The sequence below is a fragment of the Nocardiopsis sinuspersici genome (genome assembly GCF_001998325.1).
Taxonomy (GTDB): domain Bacteria; phylum Actinomycetota; class Actinomycetes; order Streptosporangiales; family Streptosporangiaceae; genus Nocardiopsis; species Nocardiopsis sinuspersici.
In genome coordinates this window covers 1,057,629-1,078,734 of record NZ_MCOK01000001.1, presented here as the reverse complement: position 1 = coordinate 1,078,734, position 21,106 = coordinate 1,057,629, and the positions used below count along the sequence as shown (strand labels likewise).

The 21,106-nt window shown below is 72.5% G+C and carries 20 protein-coding genes and 1 pseudogene; 7 read left to right on the top strand and 14 right to left on the bottom strand.

The genetic code is table 11. The features are described 5' to 3' along the window. Positions 1–456 precede the first annotated feature (456 nt). A complete protein-coding gene (locus NOSIN_RS04550; protein WP_077689531.1) occupies positions 457–1,731 on the top strand; it encodes an endonuclease/exonuclease/phosphatase family protein in 1,275 nt (424 codons plus the stop codon). A 66-nt stretch (positions 1,732–1,797) separates the two neighbouring features. Here NOSIN_RS04550 and NOSIN_RS04545 read toward each other — a convergent pair whose 3' ends face one another. The 3 genes from NOSIN_RS04545 to NOSIN_RS04535 all read right to left on the bottom strand — a co-directional run bounded on the left by NOSIN_RS04545 (position 1,798) and on the right by NOSIN_RS04535 (position 3,722). After that, positions 1,798–2,127 carry a chorismate mutase gene (locus NOSIN_RS04545; protein ID WP_077689530.1) on the bottom strand — a complete coding sequence of 110 codons (330 nt, stop codon included), beginning with the start codon at positions 2,125–2,127 and terminating at the stop codon, positions 1,798–1,800. A gap of 339 nt (positions 2,128–2,466) precedes the next feature. Beyond that, entirely contained in the window at positions 2,467–3,138 is a 672-nt protein-coding gene (locus tag NOSIN_RS04540) for a PaaI family thioesterase (RefSeq protein WP_077689529.1), read from the bottom strand. A 146-nt stretch (positions 3,139–3,284) separates the two neighbouring features. Further along, positions 3,285–3,722, bottom strand: coding sequence for a GNAT family N-acetyltransferase (locus NOSIN_RS04535; RefSeq protein ID WP_077689528.1), 438 nt, complete (start codon positions 3,720–3,722; stop codon positions 3,285–3,287). A 327-nt stretch (positions 3,723–4,049) separates the two neighbouring features. Between NOSIN_RS04535 and NOSIN_RS04530 the strand changes: the two genes are divergently transcribed. The 4 genes from NOSIN_RS04530 (at position 4,050) to NOSIN_RS04515 (ending at position 8,175) form a co-directional block, all read left to right on the top strand. Continuing rightward, the gene (locus NOSIN_RS04530) at positions 4,050–4,907 is read left to right on the top strand and encodes an AraC family transcriptional regulator (RefSeq protein ID WP_171986554.1); all 858 of its coding nucleotides are present in this window, start codon (positions 4,050–4,052) and stop codon (positions 4,905–4,907) included. A 191-nt stretch (positions 4,908–5,098) separates the two neighbouring features. Continuing rightward, positions 5,099–5,824, top strand: a complete 726-nt coding sequence (locus NOSIN_RS04525; protein WP_236743295.1) for an AzlC family ABC transporter permease — start codon at positions 5,099–5,101, stop codon at positions 5,822–5,824. Then, positions 5,821–6,138 (top strand): AzlD domain-containing protein, encoded by a 318-nt coding sequence (locus NOSIN_RS04520; protein ID WP_077689526.1) that lies wholly within the window; start codon positions 5,821–5,823, stop codon positions 6,136–6,138. Before NOSIN_RS04525 ends, NOSIN_RS04520 begins: the two co-directional genes overlap by 4 nt. Before the next feature lie 357 nt (positions 6,139–6,495). Further along, on the top strand, positions 6,496–8,175 hold the full coding sequence (locus NOSIN_RS04515) for a thiamine pyrophosphate-dependent enzyme (protein WP_077689525.1): 1,680 nt from the start codon (positions 6,496–6,498) through the stop codon (positions 8,173–8,175). Between the two features lie 120 nt (positions 8,176–8,295). Here NOSIN_RS04515 and NOSIN_RS04510 read toward each other — a convergent pair whose 3' ends face one another. Further along, a complete protein-coding gene (locus tag NOSIN_RS04510) occupies positions 8,296–9,201 on the bottom strand; it encodes a LysR family transcriptional regulator (protein WP_077689524.1) in 906 nt (301 codons plus the stop codon). Positions 9,202–9,274: 73 nt separating this feature from the next. On the opposite strand from NOSIN_RS04510, the gene NOSIN_RS04505 reads away from it, so the two are divergent. Then, on the top strand, positions 9,275–10,249 hold the full coding sequence (locus NOSIN_RS04505; RefSeq protein WP_077689523.1) for a DMT family transporter: 975 nt from the start codon (positions 9,275–9,277) through the stop codon (positions 10,247–10,249). A gap of 286 nt (positions 10,250–10,535) precedes the next feature. On the opposite strand, the gene NOSIN_RS04500 is transcribed toward NOSIN_RS04505, so the two are convergent. The 5 genes and pseudogenes from NOSIN_RS04500 to NOSIN_RS04480 all read right to left on the bottom strand — a co-directional run bounded on the left by NOSIN_RS04500 (position 10,536) and on the right by NOSIN_RS04480 (position 13,322). Next, positions 10,536–11,462, bottom strand: a complete 927-nt coding sequence (locus tag NOSIN_RS04500; protein ID WP_077689522.1) for an RluA family pseudouridine synthase — start codon at positions 11,460–11,462, stop codon at positions 10,536–10,538. Beyond that, a complete protein-coding gene (gene lspA, locus NOSIN_RS04495) occupies positions 11,459–12,121 on the bottom strand; it encodes a signal peptidase II (RefSeq protein WP_227015005.1) in 663 nt (220 codons plus the stop codon). The genes NOSIN_RS04500 and lspA overlap by 4 nt, the downstream gene beginning before the upstream one ends. Further along, positions 12,118–12,322, bottom strand: a pseudogene (locus NOSIN_RS27620) (TraR/DksA family transcriptional regulator); the annotation flags it as partial. The pseudogene NOSIN_RS27620 and the gene lspA, both read right to left, overlap by 4 nt. A gap of 114 nt (positions 12,323–12,436) precedes the next feature. Then, positions 12,437–12,967 carry a GNAT family N-acetyltransferase gene (locus NOSIN_RS04485; protein ID WP_077689520.1) on the bottom strand — a complete coding sequence of 177 codons (531 nt, stop codon included), beginning with the start codon at positions 12,965–12,967 and terminating at the stop codon, positions 12,437–12,439. Positions 12,968–13,061: 94 nt separating this feature from the next. Continuing rightward, on the bottom strand, positions 13,062–13,322 hold the full coding sequence (locus NOSIN_RS04480; protein WP_077693401.1) for a divalent-cation tolerance protein CutA: 261 nt from the start codon (positions 13,320–13,322) through the stop codon (positions 13,062–13,064). Between the two features lie 362 nt (positions 13,323–13,684). Between NOSIN_RS04480 and ileS the strand changes: the two genes are divergently transcribed. Continuing rightward, positions 13,685–16,885: an isoleucine--tRNA ligase gene (ileS, locus tag NOSIN_RS04475; RefSeq protein ID WP_077689519.1), complete on the top strand. Its 3,201-nt coding sequence runs from the start codon at positions 13,685–13,687 to the stop codon at positions 16,883–16,885. A gap of 64 nt (positions 16,886–16,949) precedes the next feature. Here the strand turns inward: ileS and NOSIN_RS04470 are convergent, their stop codons facing one another. The 5 genes from NOSIN_RS04470 to NOSIN_RS04450 all read right to left on the bottom strand — a co-directional run bounded on the left by NOSIN_RS04470 (position 16,950) and on the right by NOSIN_RS04450 (position 21,039). Beyond that, the gene (locus NOSIN_RS04470; protein WP_143832849.1) at positions 16,950–18,245 is read right to left on the bottom strand and encodes a hypothetical protein; all 1,296 of its coding nucleotides are present in this window, start codon (positions 18,243–18,245) and stop codon (positions 16,950–16,952) included. Positions 18,246–18,315: 70 nt separating this feature from the next. Then, positions 18,316–19,188, bottom strand: a complete 873-nt coding sequence (locus NOSIN_RS04465) for a DivIVA domain-containing protein (protein ID WP_077689517.1) — start codon at positions 19,186–19,188, stop codon at positions 18,316–18,318. Positions 19,189–19,318: 130 nt separating this feature from the next. Further along, positions 19,319–19,609, bottom strand: coding sequence for a YggT family protein (locus tag NOSIN_RS04460; protein WP_077689516.1), 291 nt, complete (start codon positions 19,607–19,609; stop codon positions 19,319–19,321). A 39-nt stretch (positions 19,610–19,648) separates the two neighbouring features. Then, positions 19,649–20,176 (bottom strand): cell division protein SepF, encoded by a 528-nt coding sequence (locus tag NOSIN_RS04455; RefSeq protein ID WP_077689515.1) that lies wholly within the window; start codon positions 20,174–20,176, stop codon positions 19,649–19,651. Between the two features lie 134 nt (positions 20,177–20,310). Next, positions 20,311–21,039 (bottom strand): YggS family pyridoxal phosphate-dependent enzyme, encoded by a 729-nt coding sequence (locus tag NOSIN_RS04450; RefSeq protein ID WP_077689514.1) that lies wholly within the window; start codon positions 21,037–21,039, stop codon positions 20,311–20,313. Between the last annotated feature and the right edge of the window lie 67 nt (positions 21,040–21,106).

Below are 21,106 nucleotides of genomic sequence, written 5' to 3'. Positions count from 1 at the left end.
TCCTTACCGCATCCGGTGCCGACGTACCACGGCGGCCCGGATGCATCGATGGAGTGGGAGCGCTCCCGAAAACAACGAGAATGTAACACGGACGGTAGCGGCTTGGGAACAGCTCTTTCTAAACCGATTTATACCTGCCGGAAGCACCCGCGTCCCAGTTGGCACAGGACCTCCGCCCGCCATGCATCCAGGGTGAGTGGGAACGGGGTAGTTGAAGATAAAACGTTTCAAGCCCGGGTCGCCACCCCGTTGGCACGGACGGCCCCGTGGGCCTTCCGGCCGGACACGCCCGCCGGGACCGGACCGGCCCGGAGCCCGAGGACGGATGAGGCGGTGGTCTCGGGCCGCCGGTTTCCCGCGGGTCCCCGGCCCCCATGCCCGTGGAGCGACAGGGGCGGTCGCCCCGGCCGCTCCCGGCGGGGGCGCCGGAGAGCGCTCCGCTGGGAGAATGCCCTCATGCACCCGCCTTCCCGCCCGGTGGCCTCCACCTCCACCCTGGTCCTCGCCTCGTCCGCCCTGCCGGCGGTCCCCGCCTCCGCCGGGGCCTCGCCGTCGGTCCCCGGCCCGCCGGGCCCGCACGAGGTGAGGTTCGCGACGTTCAACGCCGCGCTGGAGCGCCCGGAGCGGGGAACGCTCGCCGAGGAACTGGCCGCTCCCGGCAGCGAGCAGGCGCGCAACGTCGCCGAGATCATCCAGCGCGTGCGCCCCGACGTCCTCCTGGTCAACGAGTTCGACCACGACGAGGAGGGCGCCGGTCCCCGCCTGTTCCAGGACAACTACCTGTCCGTCGGCCACAACGGCGCCGAGGCCGTCGAGTACCCGTACGTGTACACCGCGCCCGTCAACACCGGTGTGGCCTCGGGAGTGGACCTCAACGGCGACGGGGAGGCGGTGACCGAGCCCGGCGGTCCCGCCTACGCCGAGGACGCCTTCGGCTACGGGCTCTTCCCCGGCCAGTACGGGATGGTCGTGTACTCGATGTACCCGATCATCACCGGGCTGGTGCGAACCTTCCGCACCTTCCGGTGGGCGGACATGCCCGGCGCGCTCCTGCCCACCCTCCCCGGGACCGGCGAGCCCTACTACTCCCCCGAGGCCCTCGAAGTCCTGCGGCTGTCCTCCAAGAGCCACTGGGACCTGCCCGTCGACACCGGCGGGGGGCGCCTGGTCCACTTGCTGGCCAGCCATCCCACGCCGCCCGCCTTCGACGGACCGGAGAGGCGCAACGTCGCGCGCAACCACGACGAGATCCGCTTCTGGGCCGACTACGTCACCCCGGGCGCGGACTCCTACGTCTACGACGACCGGGGACGGCGCGGCGGCCTGCCCGCCGGTGTGCCGTTCGTCATCGCCGGTGACCTGAACGCCGACCCCGACGACGGCGACGCCCACCCGAGGGCCGTCGCCCGGCTCCTGGAACACCCCCGGGTCAACGACGTGCGCCCGTCCAGCCAGGGGGGCCGGGGCGCGGCCCGGCGCCAGGGCGGCGCCAACGACGGGCACGCGGGCGACCCGGACCTGGACAGCGCCGACTTCACGGACGAGCCCGGCCCGGGCAACCTGCGCGTGGACTACGTGCTGCCCTCGCGGACCCTCACGGCCCGCTCCTGCGGGGTGTTCTGGCCGACCGTGGACGACCCCCTGTTCCGCCTGACCGGCGACCGCCCCTTCCCCAGCTCCGACCACCGCCTGGTGTGGGTGGACGTGGTCCGCCCCGGGGCGGGGCCTTAGGGCGTGTCCGGCGGGTGCTGCCCGTCGCGCGGCGGGGTACGTGCCCGCCGGACACGCCCTGAGGGCTCACGCGGTGTGCGCGGCCTCCTCCTCGGCCGCGGCCAGTCCGGCGCTGATGACCTCGCCCATGATGGAGGCCAGCCGCTCCGGACCCAGGCGCGGGGCGCGCTCGGCCATGCGCTCGACCAGTTCCCGCTCACGCCGCATGTCGCGCCCGGCGAAGTAGCCGACCGGCTTGAGCCGCTGCACCCGGGCGGCCACGAGGGCGCGGCGTTCGAGGAGTTCGGCGAGCTCGTCGTCCATCTGGTCGATACGCCCGCGCAGCCGGCGGATCTCCTCGTCCGTGGAGGCGTCTCGGGGCGCCGGGGACGCGGAGGCGGAGTGGTTCTGGGACACGGTGTCTCCCTCGGTGTGGGAACGGGCCTTCAGGGCCCGGTACGGACGCTGTGCGGCCGTACGTCCCCCGCGGAGCGGTGCGTGGAGAGCGTGTCGTGGGGCGTCGGCCGCCTGGAGAAACGAAAGAGCACCGGGGCCCTGGCCCGGGTGCTCTGTTGCCGACGATCCCTGCTGCCGCCTACGTGCGAGCGGCCGACGGGAGCGTCGGCTGGCTAAACACGTGATAACGGCGGATCATGCCGGTGATGTTACCGGAACCGCCGCGGGAAGTGCCACGGCGCGTCCGAGAACGTCCTCTCGGTCCGTACGTCGGAGGGGGTGTCCGCTGGTCGGCCGCGGTCAGCCCTCCTGGGTCCCGGGCACGCTGACCTGGATCATGAGGGCGGTCGCCTCGGCGGTGACCTCGCCGTGGGCGCGGATCCGTCCGGCCACGAAGACCTTGCGGCCCTCCACCCGCTCCACCCACGAGGTGACCTCCAGCGGGGTGAACAGCGGCGTGGGCCTGCGGTAGTCCACGTTCAGGTTGGCGGTGAGCCCGGGCGCGGTCTCGACGGCGGAGACGCTGCCGACGGCCTGGTCGAGCAGGGCCGCGATCCAGCCGCCGTGCACGAGTCCGGGCGGGCCCTGGTAGACGGTGTTGAGGGTGACCTCGCCGCGCAGGCCCTCGGGAGTGCGCTCCAGCAGGAGCGGCGGGGCTGCGGGGTTGGTGTCACCGGCGACGATGTTGGTGATGGTGCCGAACTCGGTGTCGCCGGACTGGAGGTCGCGCTGGACCATGGTGCCGATCTGGCGCCGGGCGACGTTCAGCCCGTCGGTGAGGCCCTCGACGGTGGAGGCGGCCTCGGCGAGGGTGTCGGCGTCGGCCTCGGTGTTGGCGACGGCGTCGATGAGGTCGTGGACGCGGGCCACGAGGGAGCGGAGCTCAGCGGGGATCTGGGCCTGCTCGACCACCGGGAGACCGAAGGCGCGGGGGTCGGGGCGCTCGGCTACCGATTGCGTGTTGACCGTCATGTGTTCCTCGTCGATTCGGCGTGTGCACGGGCGGCTGGGGGCACCACCAACGAACCGAATCCTACTCGGTGGTATTCCGTCTCGCCCGGGCTCGGCGGTGCGCTCCCCGTCACAGGACTCGGAGACGGGGAGCACCGACGACGCCGTCAGCCCAGCTCACGCACCATGTGCAGGTGCGGGATCCCGGCGTCCAGGAACTCCTCGCCGTGAGCCGTGTAGCCCAGTTGTGCGTAGAAGCCCAGCGCGTGTGTCTGCGCGTGCAGTTCCACCGCCCCCAGTCCGCGCTCGCGGGCCCGCTCCTCCGCCGCGCGGACCAGCGCGGCGCCGGTACCGTTGCCGCGCCCCTTGGGCAGGACCGCCAGGCGGCCGAGGAGGCCGGTTCCGCCGCCCAGGTCCACCAGGCGCACCGTTCCCACGGGGACGCCGCCGTCCAGGGCGAGAAGGTGGTCGGCGGTGGCGTCGCGCTCGTCCCACTCCTCCTCGATGGGCACCTCCTGCTCGGCGACGAACACGGCTCCCCGGATGACGAACACTGCGGCACGGTCGCGCTCGTCGCGCGCCATGCGGATCTCGGTCGTAGTCATGCCCGCAGGTTAGCCCCGCCGCCCGACCGCTCTCCCCGCGGGTGGCCCCGGGCATCTCCGCCGCACGGGGAGGGGTGCGCCGCACGGTGGAGGGCGCGATGCGGTGGAGGACGTGCGCGGGGGACCCGGCGGGGAGGCACGCCCGAGGCGGGCTGGCAGGCGGCGGGGCGGCGGGTACGGCAGGCACGTGCGGGGTGGACTGGCGGCGAGTGCGGTGAGCGAAGACGTCGGGGCCGTGGGCGAAGGACACGGCGAAGGCGGGCGAGGCGGGAGGGAGGCGCCGGGGCGGCGGCCGCCTCCGCCGGCGGCACTCCCTAACCTGGGGGTATGGGCATGCCCAGCGACATCCACCCGAAGGTCGAGGACCCCCGTGCGGAGCACGCACGCTACTGGCGCTTCTCCGGGCTGCCCGAGACCGAACTCCTCACCGCGCACTTCGTCACCACCACGTTCACCCGGCACACCCACCCCACCTACACCATCGGGGTGATCACCAACGGCATCGAGGAGTACTCGCACGCCCGGGGCCGGGTGCGGGTGGGGCCCGGCGGGCTGGCGGTGGTCGGTCCCGGGGAGGTGCACACCGGTCACGCCGGGGTCCCCGAGGGCTGGGGCTACCGCGTCTTCTATCCCTCTCCCGACGTGGTGGTCGGCATCGCCCGCGAACTGGGGATGCGGGGCACCCCCGGGTTCACCGAGTCCGGTATCGACGCGCCCGAGGCCGCCCGGGTGCTGGCCGCCGCGCACGTGGCCGCCGAGCGGGGAGACCGGCTGGCCTCCTCCTCCCTGGCACGGCAGGGGCTGGGGATGCTGCTGCGCTCCCACGGAAGCGAGCGGGCGTCCGATCCGGTCCGGCGCACCGCCCGCCCCGAGGTGGAGCGGGCACGACGGATCCTCGCCGAACACCTGGTGGACCCGCCGACCCTGGAGGAACTCGCCTCCCGGCTGGGCATCGGGCCGTTCGCCCTGTCCCGGGCCTTCCGCGCCGTCCACGGGCTGCCCCCGCACGCCTACCTCAACCAGTTGCGGGTGGACCGGGCCCGGTCACTGCTCGCCTCCGGGCGCCGGGCGGGCGAGGTCGCCGTGGAGGTCGGTTTCGCCGACCAGCCGCACCTGACCCGCCACTTCAAACGCCACCTGGGAGTGCCGCCCGGCGCCTACCAGCGTGCCCTGCTGGCCTCCTGAGGCCTCCTTACGCTCCTCGCTCCCGGAAGGGGAGGAAGGGGCGGGCGGGCGGGACGTGGTCGTGCGCGGTGCCGCCGGAGGCGGGGCCGCAGGGGCAGGGGCAGGGCCGCCGGAGCCAGGATCGGGGACGGGGACGCGGGCGGCAAGAACGTTCAAGACACCGAACGGCCCCTCCCCCTAGCGTCGGACGCGTGAAACCCTTCTCTCTCCTCCGTTCGCCGGTGGTGCGCGACAGCATGGGCATCGGCGTCGCCGTGGGCGCCGCCGGCCTGGCGTTCGGCACCGCGGCCGTGACCGCCGGGCTGTCCCCGGCGCAGTCCGTCTTCCTGAGCCTGTTCATGTTCACCGGGGCCTCCCAGTTCGCCCTGGTCGGGGTGATCGCCGGAGGCGGCAGCCTGGTCGCGGGAGCGCTGGGGGCGCTGCTCCTGGGCGCCCGCAACACCCTGTACGGACTGCGCCTGGCGGACGTGCTGGGCTGGAGGGGCGCGCGGCGGGCACTGGCCGCGCACGGTGTGATCGACGAGACCACGGCGGTGACCCTGGTCCAGCCGGACCGGGAGTCGGCGCGCACCGCGTTCGTGACGACCTACATGGTGCTGGGCGGCTTCTGGGTGTCCACGACCCTGCTCGGCGCGCTGGCCACGGAACGGGTGAGCGACATCAGCGCGTTCGGGCTGGACGCGGTGGGCCCCGCGATCTTCCTGGGGCTGCTGTGGCCCCGCCTGCGCGAGGGCGACGGCCGCACCCGGCTGACGGCGCTCCTCGGCGCGGGGCTCGCCCTGGCCGCGACGCCGTTCCTTCCCTCCGGTGCCCCGGTGCTGCTGGCCGCCTCGGCCGCGCTGGTCGCGCTCCTGGGCCCCGACACCGAGGCGGGTACCCCCGCCGAGGCGAACCGGCCAGAGGAGGTCCGGCCGTGACCCTGTGGATCGCGCTCATCGCCACCGCCGCGGGCTGCTACCTGCTCAAGTACGCGGGACTGGCCGCGCCCCGACGGCTCCTGGACAACCCGTGGCTGCGCCGGTTCGCCACCGCCGTGCCCGTCGCGCTGCTGGCCGCGCTGATCGCGGTGGAGGCCCTGCGCGGCGAGGGACAGGCGCTGGCCTGGGACACCGCCCGGATGGGCGGCCTGGGCGCCGCCGTCCTCGCCCTGGTCCTGCGCGCGCCCTTCCTCGTCGTGATCGTCGCCGCCGCGGCCACGACGGCGGGCCTGCGCGCCCTCGGCGTCGGCTGAGCCCCGGCGGGGCCGTCCACAGCCCCTACCGAAGACCGCCGCGCTGCGGTTTCCTGGACAAAGGGGGGCCCACCCCACGGCGGCCTCGTGCTGCCCCCAACCGATGTCCTGCGACCGCGGCGGTCCTTCCCGTCACCCTCCACCACCGCCGACCGGCGGCCCACAACCGCAACAACCCTCCCGCTACCCCCCACCACCCCGACCGGCGTCCTGCGGCCGCAGCGGCCATCCCCGTCCTTGACCGGCCCGGGGCGGGCTGTCAAAGTCGGCCGCATACGCCCGGACACGCCGCGTCATCACGCGCCGTGTCCGGACACACCGCGTGGACCTTGCGACGATGGAAGGAAATCCACCCCCATGGACACAGCCGCCGACCGCCCCCGACCGCCCACCGACACCGCCGCGCACGCGGTGGCGGAGGTCCTGTCCGCGGCCGGGATCAGACGGTGCTACACCGTCCCCGGCGAGAGCTTCCTGGAACTCACCGACGCGATCGACCAGCATCCCCGGATGCGGTTGGTCTCCACACGGCACGAGAACGGCGCCGGGTTCATGGCCGAGGCCGAGGCCAAGCTCACCGGCGTCCCGGCCGTGGCCGCGGCCACCCGGGGCCCCGGAGCGTCCAACCTGGCGGTGGGCGTGCACACCGCCATGCAGGACTCCACCCCCATGATCGTGTTCCTGGGCCAGGCCGAGACCGAGCGGTTGGGCAGGGAGGCCTTCCAGGAGGTGGACCTCACCGCGTTCTACGCCCCCATCACCAAGTGGTCCACCACCGTGCACCGGGCCGACCGGCTCGCGGAGACCACCGCCAGGGCGATCCGCGTGGCCACCACCGGGCGGCCCGGGCCGGTCTCCATCGCGGTACCCGGCGACCTGTTCGGCCAGTGTGTGGGAGCGCAGGACCCGCCTGAGCCGCACGTGGTCCCGCGTCCCGTCCTGGGCGAGGCGGCCCGGGACCGGCTGGCGACCTGGCTGGCCAGGGCCGTGCGCCCGGTGATCATCGCGGGGGGCGGCGCACGCGCGGCCCGCGAGGACCTCGTCCGGGTCGCCGAGCGCTTCAACACCGGCGTGTACGCGGCCTGGCGGCGCCAGGACGTGTTCCCCAACGACCACCCGCTCTACCTCGGCCACCTGGGGCTGGGGTGCCCTCCCCCGGTGCTGAACGCGCTGTCGGAGGCCGACGCGGTCCTGGTCGTCGGATGCCGGCTGAGCGAGACCACCACACAGGGGTACCGGCTGCCCGAGCCGGGCGGACGCGTACGGGTCGCGCAGATCGACATCGACCCCGGCCAGGTGGGGGCCACCGCCAGCCTGTGGTTCGGCGCGGTCGCCGACGCGCGCGAGGCGCTGCGCGAGCTGGCCGAAACCCCGGTGCAGGCGCCCTACCGGGACTGGAGCTCGGCGCGCCGGATATGGGTGGACACCGCCACCGTGCCGCCCGAGGCGGTCGAGGGCACCGGTTCGCGGATGCACCCGTGGGCGGTGGTCGCGGGGATGCGCGCGGCGCTGCCCGAGGACGCGCTGATCACCAACGACGCGGGGAACTTCGCCTCCTTCCTGCACCGGGGCTGGTGGTTCCGGCACCCCGGCACCCAACTGGCGCCGACCAGCGGGGCCATGGGCTACGCCGTGCCCGCCGCCGTGGCGGCCAAGATCACCGCCCCGGACCGGACGGTGGTGGCGGTGGCCGGTGACGGCGGCGCCCTGATGACCGGGCAGGAGCTGGAGACCGCGGTGCGGATGGGCGCGCCGATCACCGTGGTGGTGTTCCAGAACGGCCTGTACGGCACGATCGCCATGCACCAGGCCCGTGAGCTGGGCCGGATCGCGGGAACCCGGATCAGCGGACCGCTGGACCTGGCCGGGTTCGCCCGGTCGCTGGGGGCGCGGGGCGCGACCGTGCACACCCGGGAGGAGTTGGAGAAGGCGCTGGCGGAGTCGGTGGAGGCGGATCTGCCCACCCTGGTCGACGTACGGACGGATCCGGAGGTGATCAGCCCGTCCGCCACCCTGTCCGGCCTGCTGGACGGCTGAGGAGGCGCGGTCCGCCGCCGCTCCCGGTAGCGGCCCCGTCCCTCTCCAAGGTTCCGGCAGGCCCGTCACCGGCCTCAACGCCCACCGGCCCCGGCCCGCGCCGGGGCCGGTGACGGTGGATCAGCCCCCGTAGGCGGCGGCCGCCTCGCGCAGGGCGCGGACGGTGGCGCGGATCCCCGGTCGGCGGGAGGCGTCGGTGCGCCAGAACACGTACACCTGGCGTACCAGCGCGGGCTGCACGGGCACCACCCGTACGCCCTCCGGCAGGGGTCCGCGCCCCAGGCGGGGCATGACGGCGGCGCCGATCCCGGCGGCGATGAGCGCCAGCTTGGTCTGGTGCTCCTCCACGTTGTGGATGATGGTGGGCTCGCCTCCGCGCGCCCGGATCATGCCGTGCAGCCAGTCGTCGCAGACCGATCCGCGGGACCAGCTGATCCAGGGCAGGTCGAGGATCTCCTCCGGTGCGAGGATCTCGCGGTGGGCGAGGGGGTGGTCGGCGGGCAGGGCGATGTCGCCGACGTCCTCCATGAGCGGGGTCCGGCTCATGCCGCTGGGCAGGCTCAGCGGGGCGCCGACCCAGTCGATGACCATGGCCAGGTCGGCGTCTCCCCGGGCCATGGCGGGCACGCTCTCGTGCGGTTCCTCCTCGTGCAGCTCCACGTGGAGGCCGGGGTGGGCCTCGCGCAGGGAGGCGAGCGTGTGCGGGAGGAGGCCGCGGACCGCGGTGGGGGCGGCGGACAGGCGCAGGTGCCCCGTGACGTCGTCGCGGTGCGCCTCCAGGTCGGCCTCGGCGCGCTGGACCATGGACAGGATCCTGGCGGTGTGCTCGACCAGGAGCTCGGCGGCGTCGGTGAGGCGGACGCCGCGGCCGTTGCGTTCGACGAGGGGCTGTCCGACCTCGCGTTCGAGTTTGGTGAGCTGCTGGGAGACCGCGGAGTTGGTGACGTGGAGGGCTTCGGCGGCGGCGCTGAGGGAGCCGTGCGCCGCGATGGTGTGGAGGACCCGGAGCCGGTCGACGCTGAGCATGTAAGCGACTCTAACGCCTGGCTTAAGAAATACGAAGTAGACCTAAGACCTTGGCCGACGCTACAAACATCCCATGCCCGTTGTCTTCCCCGCGTCCGCTCCGTCCACCACTCCCCGCCGCCGCCTGCTGTCCGACTGGCGCGCCAAGTTCGTCCTCCTCGCCCTGATCTGGGGCATGAGCTTCCTGTTCATGAAGGTCGCGGCCGAGGCCCTCTCCCCCATGCAGATCGCCCTCGGACGCATGGTCACCGGGGCCGTCCCCCTGCTGGCGGTCCTGCTGCTGCGGGGCGGCCGCCTGCCGACCTCTCCGCGCCTGTGGGGCCACCTGTTCGTGTCGGCCCTGCTGCTCAACACGATCCCCTTCACCCTGTTCGGGTACGCGGCGCACCTGATCCCCTCCGCCCTCATGGGGATCGTGAACGCCTCGACGCCGCTCTTCGGCGTGGTGTTCTCGATGCTCCTGCTCTCCGACGAACGCCCCGACCGCGACCGGGTCCTCGGCCTGGGCATCGGGTTCCTTGGCGTGCTCACCGTGTTCGGGGTGTGGAACTCCCTCGGCGAGGTGGCCGTCGACGACCGCGAAGCCGTGCTCGGCATGCTGTTCGTCGTGGGAGCCACCGCCTGCTACGGGATCGGGACCCCCTACCTGCGCCGCTTCGTGGCGGGCAGCTCGCACGGCGCCCTGGAGCTGAGCGCCCTGCAACTGCTGCTGGGCTCCGTACCGCTGGTGCTGCTGGTCCCGGTGCTCACCGAGGCACCCACGGGCCTGACGTGGCAGGTGGTGGTGTCGGTGAGCGTCCTGGGCGCCCTCGGAACCGGCCTCGCCTATGTCCTGCAATACGCGATCGTGCGGGAGGCCGGAGCGACCGTGGCGACCACGGTCACCTACGTGGCCCCGGTCGTGGCGATCACCGCAGGCATCGTGCTGATGGGCGAGACCCTGAGCTGGAACCAGCCGCTGGGCGCGGCGGTCATCATCCTGGGCGCGGCCCTGTGCCAGGGCGTGGTCCGCACCCGGTACGTGATCCCGCGCTCACGGAGAGGCTGACGTCCTCCCCGGGGGTTCCCACGGCCTCGCGGCCGAGGGCGCTGCACACCTCACGGTGTCCGCCGGTTCCCGGGCGGCGGTGCCGTCCACAGGCCTCGGAACGGTCTGGCGGTGGGCACCGGCCGGAGCCGCGCTCCTCGGCGGGGGCACCTCGCACCGCCTTCGGGCGACCGCGTCGCCCCCGGCCCCGACCATCCCCCGGAGGGCGCGGTCCCCGCCCGCACACCTGTGGGCGGCGCCACCGGGAGGCGGGGAGGCCGGGTGCCGGCCACCCGCTCCGGCCGGGTCAGTCCTCGCGCAGGACGTCGATCGCGGCGGCGAGGTCGTCCGGGTAGGGACTGGAGAACTCCACCGGGCGGTGCTCGCCGGGGTGCTCGAAGCCCAGCCGTACCGCGTGCAGCCACTGGCGGCGCACGCCCAGCCTCTCGGCCAGCGTCGGGTCGGCCCCGTAGAGCGTGTCGCCCACGCACGGGTGCCGCAGCGCGGCCATGTGCACCCGGATCTGGTGGGTGCGGCCCGTCTCCAGCTTGATCTCCAGCAGGCTGGCGGCCCGGAAGGCCTCCTGCGTGTCGTAGTGCGTCACCGACGGGCGCCCGCCCGCGACCACGGCCCAGCGCCCGTCACCGGACGGATGCCGGTCGATCGGCGCGTCCACGGTCCCCCGGAACGGGTCGGGGTGTCCCTGGACGAGCGTGTGGTAGCGCTTGTCCACGGTGCGCTCCTTGAACGCCCGCTTGAGCGCGCTGTAGGCGATCTCGCTCTTGGCGACCACCATCAGACCGGTGGTGTTGGCGTCCAGCCGGTGCACGATGCCCTGGCGCTCGGCGGCGCCTCCGGTGGCCACCTGCACCCCGGAGGCCAGGAGGCCCTCCAGGACGGTGGGCCCGGTCCAGCCGACCGTGGGGTGGGCGACCACGCCGACCGGCTTGTCCACCACGATGATGTCGGCGTCCTCGTGCACGATCCGCATGCCCGGAACGGGCTCGGGGCGCGGGACGGGGGCGGTGGGCGGCGGCGGGAGGGTGATCTCCAGCCAGGCCCCCGCCTGGACGCGGTCGGACTTGCCCGCCTCGGAGCCGTCGACCAGTACCTCGCCCTCGCCGATGAGTTCGGCGGCCCGGGTACGGGACAGGCCGAACATGCGGGCGATGGCCGAGTCGAGCCGGTCGCCCTCCAGGCCGTCGGGCACGGGCAGGCTGCGGGTGTCGCTCACTGGCCTCTCCCCCCTCTCATGTCGTCCTCACCGGTGCCGGAGTTCACGTCACCGCCGCCGTCCTGCTCTCCGGGGCCGTCGGCGCCGGCGGCGCCTCCGCCGTCCTCCTCGCGCTCGTCCACGACGACGCTTCCGTCCAGGTTGAGCCCCCTGAAGGTCAGCACCACCACCAGGACCGCGCCCACGACCACGCACGAGTCGGCGATGTTGAAGACCGGGAAGTTCCCCACGCTGATGAAGTCGACCACCGCGCCGTGGAAGGGTGCGGGGTCGCGGAAGAGGCGGTCCAGCAGGTTTCCTGCGGCGCCGCCCATCATCAGGCCGAGCGTCACCGCCCACCAGCCGTTGCGCACGCGCAGGCCTATGTAGCCGATGGTGAGGACCACGAGGCTGGCGATGCAGGTGAACACCCACGTGAAATCGGTGCCCATGGAGAAGGCGGCACCGGTGTTGAACACCAGGGTGAACTGGAGGATGCTGCCGATGACGTCGAGTCTCTCGCCCTCGGAGAAGGCCGACAGGACCCACTCCTTGGTGAGGAGGTCGACGCCGATCGCGGCGAACGCGACGAGCAGCAGGAGAAGGTACCTGCGCGGACGGACGCCGGTGTTGTCGGTCGTGGTCGTGTTGCTGTCCCCGGAGGGCTCTACCTCAGTCAGCGACGCTCCTCGCGCTGTGTGCGGGTGACGCACGGGGCCGTGCGCGGAGAGGCCCGAAGGCGTGCCCTCCCGGTGGCCCGACCGCATGTGTCACAGACCCCCGTGGGTTCCCGCGTCCATCCGTTCGATCGCCCGCTCGCGTTCGGCGAACAGGTCACGAGTATTGTAGGCCAACGCCGGATCGCGTTCGTGCTGGAAGGCGCCGGGCCGGAGCCCGCCGGACCGCGCGTTCCCTCCCCGCACGCCCTCCCGGGCAGTGCCCCGGACGGTTCCGGGAAAGCCCGGGTGCCCCACCCGTACAAGGCGCCACGGCCCTCAGAACTTCCGGCGGTACCGCACCCGGGGCAGGACCACGCCGTTGATGGGCCCCTCCTCGGTGACGGTTCCGTCGGCCTCCCAGCCGTGGGCGGCGTAGAAGCGCCGGGCGCGCGGGTTGTCCCGGAGCACCCACAGGACGGCCTCGGCGCACCCCGCCGCGGCGAGGGCCTCGTGCACACCTGTGATCAGCCGCTGGTTGACCCCGCTCCCCCACACCTCGGGGAGGGAGTAGAAGGCCTCCAGTTCGAGCGGTTCCCCCGCGCCCCTCCCGGCCTGCCCGCCGCCCTCCTCGGCGGGGGCGAAGCAGGCGAAGGCCGCCACTTCGCCGTCCCCCTCGGCGACCAGCATCCCGGCGCCCGGCCAGGCGGCCCCGTCGATCCGGTCCGTCCACCGGGCGCCCCGCCGGACGGTGTCCATGGCGTCCAGGTAGTCCTGTGGGACGAGGCCCCGGTAGGCGGTCCGCCAGGCGCGGACCTGCACCTCGGCGACGGCCGGACCGTCCTCGGGCACGGCTCTGCGAATCATCATGCCCGCATTCTCACGGTCCCGGCCGCGCGCACCAAGTCCTTTCCGCCCGTCCGGCGTACGGCCGCACGCGGTCCCGGCCGGCCCACGGAAGCGGTCACTCCGCGACCGCGAAACCGCCGTAGTCCTGCGCCAGGGCCGACAGGTGGGGTTCGTCGAACACCGCCGGACCGCCGTGCGGCCCCGTGTGCACCTCGATCACCCAGTCCACGTCCTCGGCGTCGTCCTCGCCCGCGAGCATGTCGCGGTGCACCAGGCACGGCTCGTAGTTCTGCTCCAGGAGCTGCTCGGCCAGCTCCTCGGCGTCCTCACGGTCGGGCAGTGTCACCAGGACCGCACCTTGCACGCCCTTCACCAGACGGCCCCCTTCCACGAACTGCGCGGCGGGCCTCACCCGCTGCGTTATCCTGACTCCAGGTGTCGATGGGGACGAGTAGTGCTGGCCCCGACCGGACGGACACAGCCTAGGAGGGCTGGTCCGGCCAAGCGACCCGGGGGTGGTGGGAGCCCGGGGGCACGACCAGCGCGAAGATCACCCCGGAGCCGCCGGAAGAACGGGCGCCAGCGCGGCGAGCGCCCCAGTAGAACCGGCACAGCGCAACGAAGAGGGATCCGTGACCTCGCCGTCCTGCGGCGTGGCCGTGGTCCAAGGAGGGTGGTACCGCGGGGCCGTGCGCCTCGTCCCTCCGTCAGGAACACCCCTGATGGAAAGGTACGACGGTGGCCAACGACCCCCGGCCCGAATCCCGCGCGCTGCCCCAGCTGCCCGCGCAGATCGACCTGCCCGCCATGGAGCGCGAGATCCTCGGCCGCTGGTCGAAGGAGAACGTCTTCCAGCGCTCGCTCGACCAGACCCGCGGCGGCCCCAACTGGGTCTTCTACGAGGGCCCGCCCACCGCGAACGGCCAGCCCGGCGTGCACCACGTCGAGGCCCGCGCGTTCAAGGACGTCTTCCCGCGCTTTCGCACCATGCGCGGCTACCACGTGGACCGCAAGGCGGGCTGGGACTGCCACGGCCTGCCCGTCGAGGTCGCCGTGGAGAAGGAGTTGGGCCTGTCCGGCAAGAAGGACATCGAGTCCTTCGGCATCGCCGAGTTCAACGACCGCTGCCGCGAGTCGGTCCTGCGCAACGTGGACGCGTTCACCGCCATGACCGAGCGCATGGGCTACTGGGTGAACATGGACGAGGCCTACCGCACCATGGACCCGCAGTACGTGGAGTCGGTGTGGTGGGCGCTCAAGCAGATCTGGGACAAGGAGCTGCTGGTCCGCGACTACCGGATCAGCCCCTACTGCCCGCGCTGCGGCACCACCCTGTCCGACCACGAGCTGGCCCAGGGCTACGAGACCGTCACCGACCCGTCGGTGTACGTGCGCTTCCCGGTGACCTCCGGCCCGCTGGCCTCGCCCGAGCACCCCACCTCGCTGCTGGTGTGGACGACCACTCCGTGGACGCTGGTGTCCAACACCGCCGTGGCCGTGCACCCCGAGGTGGAGTACGTGGTGGCCACCGACGGGAACGAGCGCCTGCTCGTGGCCCGTCCGCTCTTCGAGAAGGTGCTCGGCGAGGGCTGGGAGCTCACCGGTGAGAGCTTCGAGGGCGACGAGATGGAGCGCTGGACCTACCAGCGCCCCTTCGACCTGGTGGCCTTCGACGAGCCCGCCCACTACATCGTGCTCGCCGACTACGTCACGGTGGAGGACGGTACCGGCCTGGTCCACCAGTCGCCCGCCTTCGGTGCCGACGACATGCTGGTGTGCCGCGCCTACGGCCTGCCCGTGGTCAACCCGGTCCGCCCGGACGGCACCTTCGAGGCCGAACTGCCCCTGGTGGGCGGGGTGTTCTTCAAGGAGGCCGACAAGACCCTGGTCCGCGACCTCAAGGACCGCGGCCTGCTCTTTCGCCACGTGGCCTACGAGCACTCCTACCCGCACTGCTGGCGCTGCCACACCGCGCTGCTGTACTACGCGCTCCCGTCCTGGTACATCCGCACCACCGCGGTCAAGGACGAGCTCATCAGGCAGAACCAGGCCACCAACTGGGTGCCGGAGAACGTCAAGGAGGGCCGCTTCGGCGAGTGGCTGCGCGGCAACGTCGACTGGGCGCTGTCCCGCAACCGCTACTGGGGCACCCCCCTGCCGATCTGGGAGTTCCCCGACGGCCGCCAGATCTGCGTGGGCTCCCTGGAGGAGCTGGGCCGCCTCAGCGGGCGGGACCTGTCCTCCCTGGACCCGCACCGGCCCTACGTCGACGACATCGTCATCCCCGACCCGGACGCCGACCCCTCCCTGCCCGAGGAGGAGCGGGTGGCCCGCCGCGTCCCCGAGGTCATCGACGCCTGGTTCGACTCCGGATCCATGCCCTTCGCCCAGTGGGGCGCCCCGCAGCGCCAGGAGGAGACCTTCCGGGCCAACTTCCCGGCGCAGTACATCTCCGAGGCCATCGACCAGACCCGGGGCTGGTTCTACTCGCTGCTGGCGGTGAGCACCCTGGTGTTCGGCCGCAACTCCTTCGAGAACGTGGTCGTGCTCGGCCACATCCTCGCCGAGGACGGCCGCAAGATGAGCAAGCACCTGGGCAACGTCATGGAGCCGATCCCGGTGATGGACCGGCACGGCGCCGACGCGCTGCGCTGGTTCATGCTGGCCAGCGGCTCGCCGTGGACCGCCCGCCGGGTGGGCCACGCCGCCCTGGAGGAGATCGTCCGCAAGGTGCTGCTGACCTACTACAGCACCGTCTCCTTCCTCACCCTGTACGCGAACGCCGGTGAGGGCTGGGACCACTCCAGGCTGGCCTCGGCCCCCGAGCCGCAGGACCGGCCGCTGCTGGACCGGTGGCTGCTCTCGGAGCTGAACGAGGTCGTCCGGGACGTCACCGAGGCGATGGACTCCTTCGACACCACCACGGCCGGTCGCCGCCTGACCGCCTTCGTGGACGACGTGTCCAACTGGTACGTGCGCCGCTCCCGCCGCCGCTTCTGGGGCGGGGCCGGCACTCCCGAGGGCGCGGCGGCCTTCGCGACGCTGTTCGAGGCGCTGGAGACCGTCACGCTGCTGATGGCGCCGATCGTGCCGTTCCTGACCGACCACGTGTGGTCGGCGCTGCGACGCCCGGACGCACCGGACTCGGTACACCTGGCCCCGTGGCCGAAGGTGCGCGAGGACCTCATCGACCCGGGGCTGTCCGCCGACATGGCGCTGACCCGCCGCCTGGTGGAGCTGGGCCGCTCGGCCCGGGTGGACTCGGCGGTGCGCACCCGTCAGCCGCTGGCCCGCGCCCTGGTGGGCGCCTCGGGCTTCGCGGACCTGCCGGAGCAGCTGCGCGGCCAGATCGCGGACGAGCTGAACGTGGCCTCGCTGGACTCGCTGTCCTCGGTGGGCGGCGACCTGGTGGACTACGTCGTGAAGCCGAACTTCCGCGCACTGGGCAAGCGGTTCGCCAAGCGCACGCCGCTGGTGGCCAAGGCCGTCCAGGCCGCCGACCCGGCCGCCCTGGTGCGGCAGGTGCGCGACACCGGCTGGGCCCGGGTCCACGTCGAGGACGAGCCGGTGGAGGTCAGCTCCGACGAGCTGCTGGTGACCGAGCAGCCCCGCGAGGGCTGGACGGTGGCGTCCGAGTCCGGCGAGACCGTCGCCCTGGACCTGGAGCTCACGCCTGAGCTGCGCCGCTCCGGGCTGGCCCGCGAGATGGTCCGGATGCTCCAGGACGCCCGCAAGAGGAGCGGGCTGGACGTGTCGGACCGTATCGAGGTGTGGTGGTCGGCCACGGACGAGGCCACCGAGCTGGCGCTCGACGAGCACGGCCGGGCGATCGCCGCCGAGGTCCTGGCCGACACGTTCGCGCCCGGCGACCCGGGCGGGGAGCTGTACACCGTCTCCTCCGACGAGTTCGGTGTGGCGTTCGGGCTCCGCAAGGCCTGACCGGGGCCGTCAACGCGGACGGGCGCCGCTCCTGCCGGAGCGGCGCCCGTCTTCGTGTGCGGGTTCAGCGGCCGTCGTCGGAGCCGCTGCCCGGGTCACCCTCCGAGGCGGCGGCGTGGACCACGGCGGAGTCGTCCTCCCCGTCCTCCCCGAGGTCCTCGGAGTCCTCGGGGGCTTCGGAGCCCTCGTCCTCCTCGGCCGTCCCGTCCGAGGGGCCCACGGGAACGCGGTAGCTGAAGGGCTCCGAGGGCTCGGAGTCCTCGTCGGCCACCGCTCCGGGCCCCTCCCCGCCGTCCTCGTCCGCCTCGGTGCCGTCCTCCCCCTCGAAGACGTCCTCCTCGGGCTCCCCCTCGGGGGAACGGCCGGGAATGCTGTAGGAGAAGGAGGAGGCGCCCGGGGAGTCGGCGGCCGTGTCAGCCGCCTCCTCCTCTTCCTCTGTCCGGTCCTCTCCCTCTGTCCGGTCCTCGGCGCCGTCGGCGGAGGCCTCCTCCTCGGGCTCCTCCGACCAGTCCCCGGAACCGCCGGCGGAGAGGCCCTCGGCGGCGTCCGCCTCGACCTCTTCCCCCGTCCCCCAGTCCTCTTCCTCCGACCAGTCCCCGGTGCCTCCAGCGGAGGCCTCCTCGAAGACGTCCTCCTCGGGCTCCTCCGACCAGTCCCCGGAACCGCCGGCGGAGGCCTCCTCGAAGACGTCCTCCTCGGGCTCCCCCTCGGAGGGACGGCCGGGAATGCTGTAGGAGAAGGGGGAGGCGTCCGGGGTGTGCTCACCGGACTCGTCCCCGGCCCCGGGCTTGGGACCGGGATCCGGTTCGGGGGCCGTGTCGGCCACCCGCTCCTCGGATGCCTGGGCGGGGATCCGCCAGCCGCCCTCGGCGGGGGTCTCCCGGCGGAGGGGCTCCTCCTCGACCGGAGCGGGGCCGGCGGCCACCGTGTCCGGTTCCGGCCAGTCGTGGGCCGTGGGAGTCTGCCAGCGGGGAACGTCGTACTCCGGCTCCTCGTGGCCGGAGTCGTCCGACGCCGGAGCCGGCCAGGAGTGCCGCTCCTGGAGAGGGAGTTCCCGCACCGGTCCGGAGACCGGCGCGGGTACGCGCCCGGAGTGCTCCGGTTCCACGTGTGTGCCCTGTGCCGCCGCGTAGGCGGGCTCGGTGTGGACGGACGCCTTCCCCAAACCGTCCGTCCCGAAGCGATCCGGGTCGTCCCCGCCGGACCTTCCCTGGACGAGCGCCCCCAGCAGCAGGAGGACGCTGATGCCTGCCAGTCCCAGTGCGACGTACACCAGGACGGTTTCGGCGAGAACCAGGGCAGCCGCGATGACGGCGATGGCCGCCAGCACCGCCACGGTTGCGAGGATGCTAAGGATCACGGATCGACCAGGGCCTTTACACGTGTTGTGCCGGAGTCTTCAGTTGTTCGGAGCAGATGCCGCCTGATCGTCAGCGACGCTCGTGCGGAGCCTCGCCCGGGTGGAACCCACCGTGCTGGGCGGGCTCGGGCTGCCCGAACGGGTTGCCCGCTGCGGGGCCGTGCTGCTGGAGGGCGGGCGCGCCGCCGGTCTGCGGAGCCATCGTCTGGAAGCCGCCCGTGGTGTTCGGGTTGGGCTCCGCGGGCTTGTTCTCCTCGTTGAGCTCGCGCAGCTGGCGCTCGAAGTAGTCCTTCAGGCGGCTGCGGTACTCGCGCTCGAAGCCCTTGAGGACGTTGACCTTGTGCTCCAGCTCCTCGCGCTGCTGCACGAGGCTGCCCATGACCTGGCGGTGGCGCTCCTGGGCGTCCCGGTCCAGGTTCTCCGAGCGGGCGCGGGCCTCACCGATGATCTGGTCGGCCTGCTGGCGGGCCTTGCCGAGGATGTCCTCGGACTCGTGGCGGGCCCGGCCGAGGGTCTCGTCGGCCTCGCGGCGCGCGTCGGAGATCGCCTGGTCGGCGGTCTGCTGGGCGAGGGCCAGGACGCGGGCGGCCGTGTCCATGTTCTCCTCGCCGCCCATGGCCAGGTTCGCGCCGGTCATCGGCATCTGCTGCTGGGCCTGGGGCTGCGGCTCGACGGCCTGGGGTGCCTGGACCGGCTCCGGGCGCATCTGCTCGTGCTGCTGCTCCGGGGCCTGCTCCTGGAAGTCCTGCATACCGGCGTTGGGTACCTTGCCCCGCAGGCACTCGGCCAGCTTGCCGCGCAGTTCCTCGTTCTCCTGGATCAGGCGGTCGAGTTCGGACTCGACCTCGTCGAGGAAGGCGTCGACCTCTTCCTCGTCGTATCCCGGTCGAAGCCGGGTCGTACTGAACTGCTTGTTCCGCACATCGGCGGGTGTTAGCGGCATCTTCGTCTCCTTGGCGCGCTTGGAGTCTGTCCGTAGGGACGCTACCCGATCGTGACCTTACGGCAATCCGGATCATGACCAAGACCACATAGCGGAATCCGGGGCGGACCTTCCGCCCTCCGCCTCTTCCCTACCGGGCAAAAGGGGTGAGCAGGGCAATCAAGATGTACACACCGATGAAGAGGACCAAGACGCTCAGGTCGAGGGAGATGCTCCCCAGGCGTACGGGCTTGATGAACCTACGCAGGAACCTCAGTGGCGGGTCGGTGATCGTGTACACGATCTCGGCGATCACGAGCACGAACCCCGTGGGGCGCCACGTTCTGGAGAAGGACTGCACCATCTCCAGGATCACCCTCGCCAACAGCACGAAAATGAAGAGCTGCAGGAGGAAGATCAGCACGGACAGGACGATACTCACGGTCGTTCCTCGACCCAATCTCTGGACAAAAGTGATGTTCTAGCTCTGATTGAAGAACCCTCGCTCGGCGATCCGCGCCTTGTCCTCGGCGGTCACCTCGACGTTGGCCGGGGACAGCAGGAACACCTTGTTGGTGACGCGTTCGATACTGCCATGCAAACCGAAGATCAGGCCAGCCGCGAAGTCGACCAGACGCTTGGCGTCGCTGTCGACCATCTCGGTCAGGTTCATGATCACCGGCGTGCCCTCCCGGAAGTGCTCTCCGATGGTACGCGCCTCGTTGTAGGTGCGGGGGTGGAGCGTGGTGATTCGCGCGAGGTCGGCGGTGGAAGCGGTCGCGGTCGAGCCACCGCGTCGTTCACCTGTACCCAGGTATCCGCCGGTGTCCATCACTGCGTCGCCTCGTGCTTCCTCGCCGGGTGGGCTGTCAGCGTCGCGGGCGCGCTGCTCGTCCACTCCCTCGTCGAAATCGTCGAACTCATCATATTCGTCCGCATAGCGGTGGTCGTAACGGTCGTCCTCCACGAGGCCGAGGTAGACCGCCATCTTGCGCATCGCGCCGGCCATCTCATGCCCTCCGTCGTCCCCGCGGCCTTCACCGCGCCGACTCCTCCGTACTGACCCGTCCAGCCCCGTGTTCTGGGGGTGGGCGCCCATTGGGGCGAATTCCACAGACGGGCTCCAAGGTCTATGTGGGGACATTACCCCACGATCGGTTCCCGGTTGCCGAGCAACGCCGTACCGAGCCGCAGGTGTGTCGCGCCTCGCTCGACCGCCGCTTCGAGGTCCGCGCTCATACCCGCGGAGATCACCGTCGCCAGAGGGTGGCGATCGCGGATCCGGTCGGCGACCGTGCGAAGCCGTGCGAACGCGGCTCCGGGGTCGCCCCCGCGGGGAGCGACCGCCATCACACCGCCGAGGGTGAGCGCCTCGTGCTCGTCGATCCGCGCGGCGATTTCGAGGGCGTCATTGGGATCGACGCCACCGCGCGGCCCGATCACCCCGGCCCGCGAGTCCTCGTCGAGGTTGACCTGGACCAGGCAGGTGAGGCGGCGGTCGGCCGCGGCGGCGCGGTCGCCCAGGACGCGGGCCAGTCTGGCGCGGTCGACCGAGTGCACGACGTCGGCGTAGGAGGCCACCGACCGGGCCTTGTTGGTCTGCAACTGGCCGACGAAGTGCCAGGTCAGACCGAGGTCGGCGGTCTCGGCGGCCTTGGGGGCCGCCTCCTGGTCGCGGTTCTCCCCCACGTCGGTGACTCCGAGGGAGGCGAGGATCCGTACGTCGGAGGCCGGATAGGTCTTGGTGACGGCGACCAGCGACACCTCCTCGGGGCTTCGTCCGGCCGCGGCGCAGGCCGCCTCGATCCTGCCCCGTACGGCGGCGAGGTTGGCGCGGACCCGCTCGACGCGAGCGGGGTCGGCGTGTGTCACGGTCTTCCTTCCCTGGGACGGATCCCACTGCTGTTACTTCCCGCACTCTCGTGCGTACTACACGGTC

What these genes read in the sequence shown, in the direction of transcription:
- NOSIN_RS04455 (WP_077689515.1), bottom strand. Translation starts at nt 20,176, where the DNA reads ATGGCCGGCGCGATGCGCAAGATGGCGGTCTACCTCGGCCTCGTGGAG.
- NOSIN_RS04515 (WP_077689525.1), top strand. Translation starts at nt 6,496, where the DNA reads ATGGACACAGCCGCCGACCGCCCCCGACCGCCCACCGACACCGCCGCG.
- NOSIN_RS04465 (WP_077689517.1), bottom strand. Translation starts at nt 19,188, where the DNA reads ATGCCGCTAACACCCGCCGATGTGCGGAACAAGCAGTTCAGTACGACC.
- NOSIN_RS04510 (WP_077689524.1), bottom strand. Translation starts at nt 9,201, where the DNA reads ATGCTCAGCGTCGACCGGCTCCGGGTCCTCCACACCATCGCGGCGCAC.
- NOSIN_RS04505 (WP_077689523.1), top strand. Translation starts at nt 9,275, where the DNA reads ATGCCCGTTGTCTTCCCCGCGTCCGCTCCGTCCACCACTCCCCGCCGC.
- NOSIN_RS04550 (WP_077689531.1), top strand. Translation starts at nt 457, where the DNA reads ATGCACCCGCCTTCCCGCCCGGTGGCCTCCACCTCCACCCTGGTCCTC.
- NOSIN_RS04530 (WP_171986554.1), top strand. Translation starts at nt 4,050, where the DNA reads ATGGGCATGCCCAGCGACATCCACCCGAAGGTCGAGGACCCCCGTGCG.
- NOSIN_RS04485 (WP_077689520.1), bottom strand. Translation starts at nt 12,967, where the DNA reads ATGATGATTCGCAGAGCCGTGCCCGAGGACGGTCCGGCCGTCGCCGAG.
- NOSIN_RS04540 (WP_077689529.1), bottom strand. Translation starts at nt 3,138, where the DNA reads ATGACGGTCAACACGCAATCGGTAGCCGAGCGCCCCGACCCCCGCGCC.
- NOSIN_RS04535 (WP_077689528.1), bottom strand. Translation starts at nt 3,722, where the DNA reads ATGACTACGACCGAGATCCGCATGGCGCGCGACGAGCGCGACCGTGCC.